We start from the raw sequence: 7,652 nt of genomic DNA on the forward strand, positions 1-7,652 counted from the left end.
CAGGGGGTTTCCGTTCAGGCACTACCTAGTTGTTCATCACGATTCCTGCCGCCGCCAAACACCAGCCGGTCTTGCCAATCAGCCAATTACTGCTAAAGTAGCAAACTTGATTGGCATTACCGTCTGCGCACATGACCCAGTACATCGCACTTCTTCGCGGCATCAACGTCGGCAAGGCAAAACGCGTCGCCATGCTTGAACTGCGCGCACTCATGGAAGAACTCGGCCACACCGCGGTCTCAACCGTCCTCAACAGCGGCAACGTCGTGTTCAACGCCGCGCGCACCAACAGCGCCGAGGCGGCCGCCGCGATCGAGAAAGCCATCGAAAGCCACTTCAAGTTCCCGGTCCCGGTCATCGTCATCACCGCCCGGGAACTGCACACCGCCATCGCCGAAAACCCGTTCCCGGAGGCGGCGGCCACGCCGTCCCAGTACCTCGTCGCGTTCGCCGCGGCCGAGGCGCCGCTGGTCAAGGCGCGAGAACTGCTGGCGCAATCCTGGACACCCGACGCGCTCGCCTTCGGTGACAAAACCGCCTACCTCTGGTGCGCCGGGGGCATCCTGGCGTCGGCGCTCGCGCAGGCGTTCACGCGCGCGGCGGGGGCCGCCATCACAACGCGCAACTGGGCCACCGTGCTCAAACTTCAAGCGGCCACGACTGAAGGAAAAAACCCGGCATGAGCGCGGTCCTCCTCCTCAAACTGTTCCTGGTCCCCTTGCTCATTCTCGGCGTCACATTGGCCGGACGCCGCTGGGGCCCGGCGGTGGCGGGTTGGCTGTCGGCCTTCCCGATCGTGGCCGGCCCGATTCTGTTGACGCTCGCGCTCGAGCAAGGCGCGCAGTTCGCCGCGCACGCCGCCCACGGCACCCTGCTCGCCGTGCTCGCCATCATGGTCTTTACCCTGGGTTATGTCTGGGCGTCGGCCCGGTTCCAAGTGCCCGGGTCGATGGCCTGCGCGCTGGCCGTGTATGGCGTGGCCCTTGCCGCGCTGCAGGCCGTGGAACTCGACATCCTCGCCTGCTTCGCCCTCGTGATCGCCGCCCTGCTGCTCACGCCGCTACTGTTCGCGCCCCCCGTCGCCGCGGCCGCGCCGGCGAAGGCGGGTCCGGGCGATCTGCCCTGGCGCATGCTCGCCGCCGCCATGCTGGTGTTGTTCGTGACCTATTCGGCGAGCCGCCTCGGCGCGCGCCTGAGCGGTTTCCTCGCGATGTTTCCCGTGATGAGCACGGTGCTGGTCGGTTTCTCGCACCACCGCTCGGGACGCGCGTTCGCCGTGGCGCTGCTGCGAGGCATGATCTACGGCTATTTCGCGTTCGCCACGTTTTGCGTGCTCGTCTCGCTGCTGCTGCAACGCCAGTCGATCGCGTTCGCGTTCTCGGTGGCGCTCGCGTGCGCACTGGTCGTCCAGTTGCTTGTCAAAGTATTGCTCGCGCTGCGCCAAAGGAATGCCGCTGCCGCCGCGCCTGCCATGGGGAAATGAAATGGAGATCGATTTCTGGTTCGACTTCGCCAGCACGTATTCCTACCGAGCGCGATGCGCACCGTCCGCCGGCGCCCTTTCCTGGCGTCGTCTTGATCTTGGCACCGTGGCGGACTACGATGGACCAAGTCGATCAGGAGCGGCCATGAGAACGGTAAATATTCATGAGGCGAAAACCAATTTTTCGAAATTGGTCGACGCCGCTGCAAGTGGCGAAGAAATCATTATTGCCAAGGCAGGCAAGCCGGCCGCGCGTTTGGGATCCGATCGGAAAGCGAAAAATCACGCCGCGTTTTGGTGAGTTAAAGGGCAAAATTCGATTGAGCGGCGACTTCGATGCGCCCTTATCCGATGACGTGATAGGGATTTTTGAGGGGCATTGATGGCTCCGCTTTTTAGGCACACATATCCTAGGGGTGGTAACGGACGAACCGAGGCAGAACCTTTGCTTCTGCGGGCTGCTGACAAGCAATCGACCGGATACGGCTCCCTCGCGTTGACTGTATGAAATATTTTTCCGAACGCGCTATGCTTTGCTCCGTGTTCAAAAATAGAAGCGAAATTTATCCATGTCCCTCACCTCCAACATGGCAAGCGCCGTCCGCCTGGCCGCGCTCGCGCTCGCCTGCGCGCTGGGCGCCCCGCACGCGCAAGCCCAGCGCCCCGCCGTCCTGCCCGACACCATGGCGCAGCGCGTGCTCGCCTGCACCGCCTGCCACGCGCCCAAGCCCAAGGGCGACGACGCCTTCTTTCCGCGCATCGCGGGCAAGCCGGCCGACTACCTCTACAATCAACTTGTCAATTTCCGCGAGGGCCGGCGCCAGTATCCACTCATGAGCTATATGGTCCAGCACCTGTCGGACGACTACCTGCGCGAGATCGCCTTGCATTTTTCGCAGCAGCACATCGCGCCGCCGGCGCCCCAGCACGCCGATAGCGCGCCGGCCGTATTCGAACGCGGCCGCGTGCTCGCCACCCGGGGCGACGCCGCGCTCAAGGTGCCCGCCTGCATCGCCTGCCACGGCGAAAAACTGACCGGCGTCGCGCCCGCGATCCCCGGACTGCTCGGCCTGCCGCGCGACTACGTCAACGCCCAGCTCGGCGCCTGGCGCAACAAGACGCGCCGCGCGCACGCGCCCGATTGCATGGCCGACATCGCCGCGCGCATGAGCGCGGCCGACATCGACGCCGTCTCGCGCTGGCTCGCGGTGCAAACGCCACCGGCCGACACCCACCCCGCCACCGCCATCGCGCGGCCCTTGCCGAGCGCCTGCGGCAGCTCCCCCGACTGATGGCCATGAAGAAAAAAATTCTCACCGCGCTGGCGGCCCTGGCCGCGCTGATCGTGCTCGCCTGCATCGCGATGTGGCCGCGCGCGCATTTCGTCCCGTCCTCCTCGGCCGCCGCCTTCGCGCCAAGCGCCGCCAACATCGCGCGCGGCGACTACCTGGCCAAGGCCGGCGACTGCATGGCCTGCCACACGGTGCGCGGCGGCGCCCCGTACGCGGGCGGGCGCATGCTGGCCACCCCGTTCGGCCAGGTGGCCGCGCCCAACATCACGCCCGATCCGACCCACGGCATCGGCAACTGGAGCGCGGACGACTTCTGGAACGCGCTGCACAACGGCAAATCGCGCGACGGCCGCCTGCTCTACCCCGCCTTTCCGTACACCCACTACACCAAGGTCACGCGCGACGACACCGACGCCCTGTTCGCCTTCATGCGCAGCGTGCCTGCCCAGCCCATTGCCAACGTGCCGCACGCGCTGCGCTTTCCGTACAACCAGCAATTCATGCTCGCCGGCTGGCGCCTGCTGTACTTCAAGCCGGCCGTGTTCGAGGCCAGCGCGAACCAGAGCGCGCAGTGGAACCGCGGTGCCTACCTGGTCGAGGGCCTGGGCCATTGCAGCGCCTGCCACAGCAGCCGCAACCAGCTCGGCGCGAGCGACGGCGGCCTCTCGGGCGGCCTCATTCCTGTGCTCGGCTGGTACGCGCCCTCGCTGACCTCGGACGCCGAGGCCGGCCTGGGCGGCTGGACCGTGCCCGAGATCGTGAGCCTGCTGCGCACCGGCGTGTCGCCGCGCGCGACCGTGTTCGGGCCGATGGCCGAGGTCGTGCAGCGCAGCCTGCAACACCTGTCCGGGCCCGACGCCGAGGCGATGGCGGTGTACCTGAAGGCATTGCCGGCCACGCCCTCGCCGGCACCGGCGCCCGGGCGCGCGGCGCCGCGCGGCCCCCGTGTCGAGCGTTTGCTGGCGCGCGGCGCCAAACTATACCAAACCCATTGCATCGATTGCCACGGGGCCGACGGCAAGGGCCTGCCGCCGCACTACCCGCCGCTGGCGGGCAACCGCGCGCTGACCATGGATTCACCGGTCAACGCGGTGCGCATCGTGCTCAACGGCGGCTTCGCGCCTTCGACCGCCGGCAACCCGCGCCCCTACGGCATGCCGCCGTACGCGCACGTGCTGGGCGACGAGCAGGTCGCCGCCGTGGTCAGCTACCTGCGCAACAGCTGGGGCAACGACGGCGCCCCGGTCGGCGCCGAGGAGGTCAACCGCCACCGCGCGGTGCCGCTCGACTGATCGGCAAGATCAGCCCTGCGCGCGCCGCTGCGAGCGGTTGATCAGGCCGCGCCGGTCGACCGCGCCGCCGAGCACCATGTCGGCGAAGCCGAGCCGGTCGGTGGTGGCGTTGCGCGCGTCCTCGATGCCGATCTTGTCGTCGGCCAGCAGTTGCTGGAGCGACGCGTTCATCGTGTGGCAGCCGGGCTCGCCCGACGCGTTCATGTGCGCGCGGATCCCGCCCACGTCGCCGGCCTCGAGCATGCGCACCGCGGCCGGCCCGTTGGTCAGGCACTCGGTCGCGAGGTGGTAGCGGTCGCCCTCGAGCGAAGGCAGCAGCGCCTGGCACAGCACCCCGCGCAGCGCGTGCGCCAGCGCCTGCGACTGGGCCCCGCTGTTGCCCAGCAGGCGCAGCAGCTTTTGCAGGCCCAGCTCGGTCGAGCGCGCGTGCAGCGAGGCGAACACGAGCGGGCCCGATTCGGCCAGCGCCAGCGCCTCGAGCGCGGTCTGGGCGTCGCGGATCTCGCCGATGACGATCACGTCGGGGCGCTCGCGCAGGGCGTCGAGCGCGCCCAGGTAGTAGCTGTCGACGTCGCCGTCGAAGCCCACCTCGCGCTGCGTGATGATGCATTTGCGCTGCGGGATCAGGGTCTCGACCGGGTCCTCGATGGTGATGATGTGGCCCGAGCGCTGCTTGTTGATCTGGTCGATCATCGAGGCGATCGTGGTCGACTTGCCCTGGCAGGTGTCGCCGATGATGAGCACCAGGCCGCTCGTGAAATTGGGGAACTCGAACTCGTCCTGGTGCAGGCCCAGGCCGGCCAGCGCCAGCGGCTCCCTCGGGAAGCGGCGGATCACGCAGCCGAGCCGCTTCTTGCCCTGGAAGGTGAAACAGTTGGCGCGGATGCGCGCCGTGTGCAGGTCGATCGAGCGGTCGAAGGCGCGCTCGGCGATCCGGTCGGCCCAGTTCGGTTCGATGACCTCGAAGAACTCCTCGAGCTCCTCCTTGGTGATGGGCGAGTCCGACACCGCGACCAGGCCCCTGGGCTGGCGCAGCATCAACGGGCTGTTCTGGTGGATGATGATGTCGCTGAAGATCAGGCGCGAGTTGAGCAGGTGCAGGATCTGTTCGACCAGCGTGCCGAAGACCGGGTGGTCCTCGTTCTCGATGTAGCTCAGGGTGCGGATTTGGGAGGACTCGTGGTTTTCCATCTGGCGGCGTTCTCGGTTGATCGGTGGCTCAAAACGTGCCGCCAATTATAAGACCATCGCCGCCGGATTAATTGCATGGCTGAAATAAAAACGCGCCGCGCAACAGCGCGCCTCTCAGCGCAACGGGAACCTTTCGTTCGTTTTGAGGTCGAGCGCGACGCGCACGCCGTTCTCGCTCAGCACCACCTCGTCGGGCGGCTCCTCGCCGGCCAGCGCGCCGAACACCACCGGCAGGCCCTCGCCCTTGCGCACCAGGTCGTCGGCGCGCTCGTAGACGTTCTTGCAGCCGGTGCCGGCCAACAGCGCCTGCACGATCGCCACCTTCCAGGCGTCGACCCCGGCGGCGTTGAATTCGCACACCAGGTAGCCGTCCCTGCCGCCGAAGCCGTCGACGAGCAGGCCCGGCAGGCCGTCGGCCTCGGCGTCGACCAGCCGCACCAATTGGTCGCGCCGCGCGCTGCCCGCCTTTTGCGCGCTCCTGGCCAGCGCCGCCTGGACGCGCCGCTTGATCAGCGCATGGTCGATCGGCTCGGCCTCGTCGAAGGTCCAGACCCGGGCCCGGATCTGCGACTTCGCGTTGTAGGCCGCGCGCGCCAGGAATCTGGTCGAGGACGACTGCACCACGGCGGTGCCGCCGGCCTTCATTTTCTCGTTCGGCTTGCCGTCGACGCGCTCGATGGCCGAGGCGTAGATCCAGGGTTCGCCGGCGAGCAGGCTTTTTTCCTTGCCCTGTTTGATGGTGATGATCAGCATGAAATTCCAGTAGATGTTGTGCGGGGCAGCGCACATGATACCGCCCCGCCCCCGGTTTAGAGCGCCACATCTAATCGCGCGCCGCCCACTTGCCGCTAGACCGATCGGTCTATAACATGGGAACCATGAAAACCACCGATGCGAGAACGCGCCTGGTCGGCGCCATGGTCGACGCCCTGCAACGGCGCGGGCTGCACGGCAGCGGCCTGACCGAGCTGCTGGCGGCGGCCGGCGCGCCCAAGGGCGTGATGTACCACCACTTCCCCGGCGGCAAAACCGAACTGGCCGTGACCGCCATCGGGGCGACCGTGGCGCGCCTGTGCCACAGCCTCGACCAGGCCCTCGACGCCGCCCCCGGCGACGCCAAGGACCCGGGCGCGGCGCTCATGGCCTGGGTCGGCGGCGCCCAGCAAAAGCTCGACGCCAGCAATTACGAGCGCGGCTGCCCGCTGGCGACCATCGCGCTCGAGACCACCGCCGCCGACACGGCGATCCGGGCGGCGCTGGCGGACGGCTTCGCCACGCTGCGCGCGCGCATCGCCGCCGCCCTGGTGCGCGCCGGCTACGCCGAGGCCGGCGCGCGGGCCATGGCCGCCCTGCTGGTGGCCGCCTACGAGGGCGGCCTGCTGCAGGCGCGCGTGGCCGGCAACCCCGAACCGATGTCGCTGGTGCGCGACGCCCTTCTCTGCGTCCTCAACAGCGGCGCCCTCAAAGGAGCAACAAAATGAACCCGCTGAACCAGCCGAACCGGCCCGTAGCCGTGGCCCTGACCGCCGCCGACGGCTACCCGATCGCCGCGCTGCGCTACGCCCCCGCCGGCGCGCCGCGCGGCCACATCGTGGTGGCCGGCGCCACCGGCGTGCCGCAGGGCTTTTACCGCCGCTTCGCCGACTTCGCCGCCGCCCAGGGCTACGCCGTCATGACGCTCGACTACCGCGGCATCGGCCTGTCCAAACCGGCCACGCTCAAGGGCTTCCGCATGGACTACCTCGACTGGGGCCGGCAGGACCTGGCCGCCGCGGTCGAGGCCATGAGCGCGCCCGGCGTGCCGCTGTACGTGGTCGGCCATTCGTACGGCGGGCACGCGTTCGGGCTGCTGCCGAACCACCACAAGGTGGCCGCCCTGTACACCTTCGCCACCGGCGCCGGCTGGCACGGCTGGATGCCGCCGGCCGAGCGGCTGCGCGTGCTGCTGCTGTGGCGCGTGGTCGGCCCGCTGATCGTGCGCGCCAAGGGCTACATGGCGTGGAACTGGCTGGGCATGGGCGAGGACCTGCCGCTCGACGTCTACCACCAGTGGAAGCGCTGGTGCCGCTACCCGCGCTATTTTTTCGACGACCCGCGCATGGCGCATCTGGCGGCCGGCTTCGACGCGGTGCGCAGCCCGATCATGGCCTGCAACGCGCTCGACGACCTGTGGGCGCGCCCGCGCTCGCGCGACGCCTTCATGGCCGGCTACCGCAACGCCGCCTGGCAGGCCACCGACATCGACCCGCGCGCGGCCGGCATGGGCCCGATCGGGCATATGGGTTACTTCAAGGCCGATTGCCACCCCTTGTGGCAGGGCGCGCTCGACTGGCTGGGCCAGCACGGCCGGGCGCCGGCGGCGGCCGCCGCCGGGTAGGCGCGGCGCCGGTGGCG

8 protein-coding genes and 1 pseudogene are annotated in these 7,652 nt (G+C 68.7%); 7 read left to right on the forward strand and 2 right to left on the reverse strand.

The genetic code is table 11. The features are described from left to right. The first annotated feature begins 110 nt into the window (after window positions 1–110). From C7C56_RS07990 to C7C56_RS08010, 5 genes and pseudogenes are all read left to right on the forward strand, one after another. Window positions 111–683 (forward strand): DUF1697 domain-containing protein, encoded by a 573-nt coding sequence (locus tag C7C56_RS07990; protein ID WP_106756915.1) that lies wholly within the window; start codon window positions 111–113, stop codon window positions 681–683. Further along, entirely contained in the window at window positions 680–1,483 is an 804-nt protein-coding gene (locus C7C56_RS07995) for a hypothetical protein (protein WP_106756916.1), read from the forward strand. Before C7C56_RS07990 ends, C7C56_RS07995 begins: the two co-directional genes overlap by 4 nt. 145 nt (window positions 1,484–1,628) lie before the next feature. Then, window positions 1,629–1,866 (forward strand): annotated as a pseudogene (locus tag C7C56_RS30665) (type II toxin-antitoxin system Phd/YefM family antitoxin). A gap of 186 nt (window positions 1,867–2,052) precedes the next feature. After that, window positions 2,053–2,775 carry a c-type cytochrome gene (locus tag C7C56_RS08005; RefSeq protein WP_370660186.1) on the forward strand — a complete coding sequence of 241 codons (723 nt, stop codon included), beginning with the start codon at window positions 2,053–2,055 and terminating at the stop codon, window positions 2,773–2,775. A gap of 5 nt (window positions 2,776–2,780) precedes the next feature. After that, a complete protein-coding gene (locus tag C7C56_RS08010) occupies window positions 2,781–4,067 on the forward strand; it encodes a c-type cytochrome (RefSeq protein ID WP_106756922.1) in 1,287 nt (428 codons plus the stop codon). Between the two features lie 9 nt (window positions 4,068–4,076). On the opposite strand, the gene C7C56_RS08015 is transcribed toward C7C56_RS08010, so the two are convergent. Beyond that, the gene (locus C7C56_RS08015; RefSeq protein WP_106756918.1) at window positions 4,077–5,258 is read right to left on the reverse strand and encodes a type IV pilus twitching motility protein PilT; all 1,182 of its coding nucleotides are present in this window, start codon (window positions 5,256–5,258) and stop codon (window positions 4,077–4,079) included. A 114-nt stretch (window positions 5,259–5,372) separates the two neighbouring features. Next, a complete protein-coding gene (locus C7C56_RS08020) occupies window positions 5,373–6,011 on the reverse strand; it encodes a class I SAM-dependent rRNA methyltransferase (protein WP_106756924.1) in 639 nt (212 codons plus the stop codon). 125 nt (window positions 6,012–6,136) lie between these two features. Between C7C56_RS08020 and C7C56_RS08025 the strand changes: the two genes are divergently transcribed. Then, window positions 6,137–6,739 carry a TetR/AcrR family transcriptional regulator gene (locus tag C7C56_RS08025; RefSeq protein WP_106756920.1) on the forward strand — a complete coding sequence of 201 codons (603 nt, stop codon included), beginning with the start codon at window positions 6,137–6,139 and terminating at the stop codon, window positions 6,737–6,739. After that, complete coding sequence (locus tag C7C56_RS08030) at window positions 6,736–7,635, forward strand: alpha/beta hydrolase family protein (RefSeq protein WP_106756921.1); 900 nt, start codon at window positions 6,736–6,738, stop codon at window positions 7,633–7,635. The genes C7C56_RS08025 and C7C56_RS08030 overlap by 4 nt, the downstream gene beginning before the upstream one ends. Window positions 7,636–7,652: the final 17 nt, after the last annotated feature.

The organism is Massilia glaciei, from assembly GCF_003011895.2.
GTDB classification, from domain to species: domain Bacteria; phylum Pseudomonadota; class Gammaproteobacteria; order Burkholderiales; family Burkholderiaceae_D; genus Telluria_A; species Telluria_A glaciei.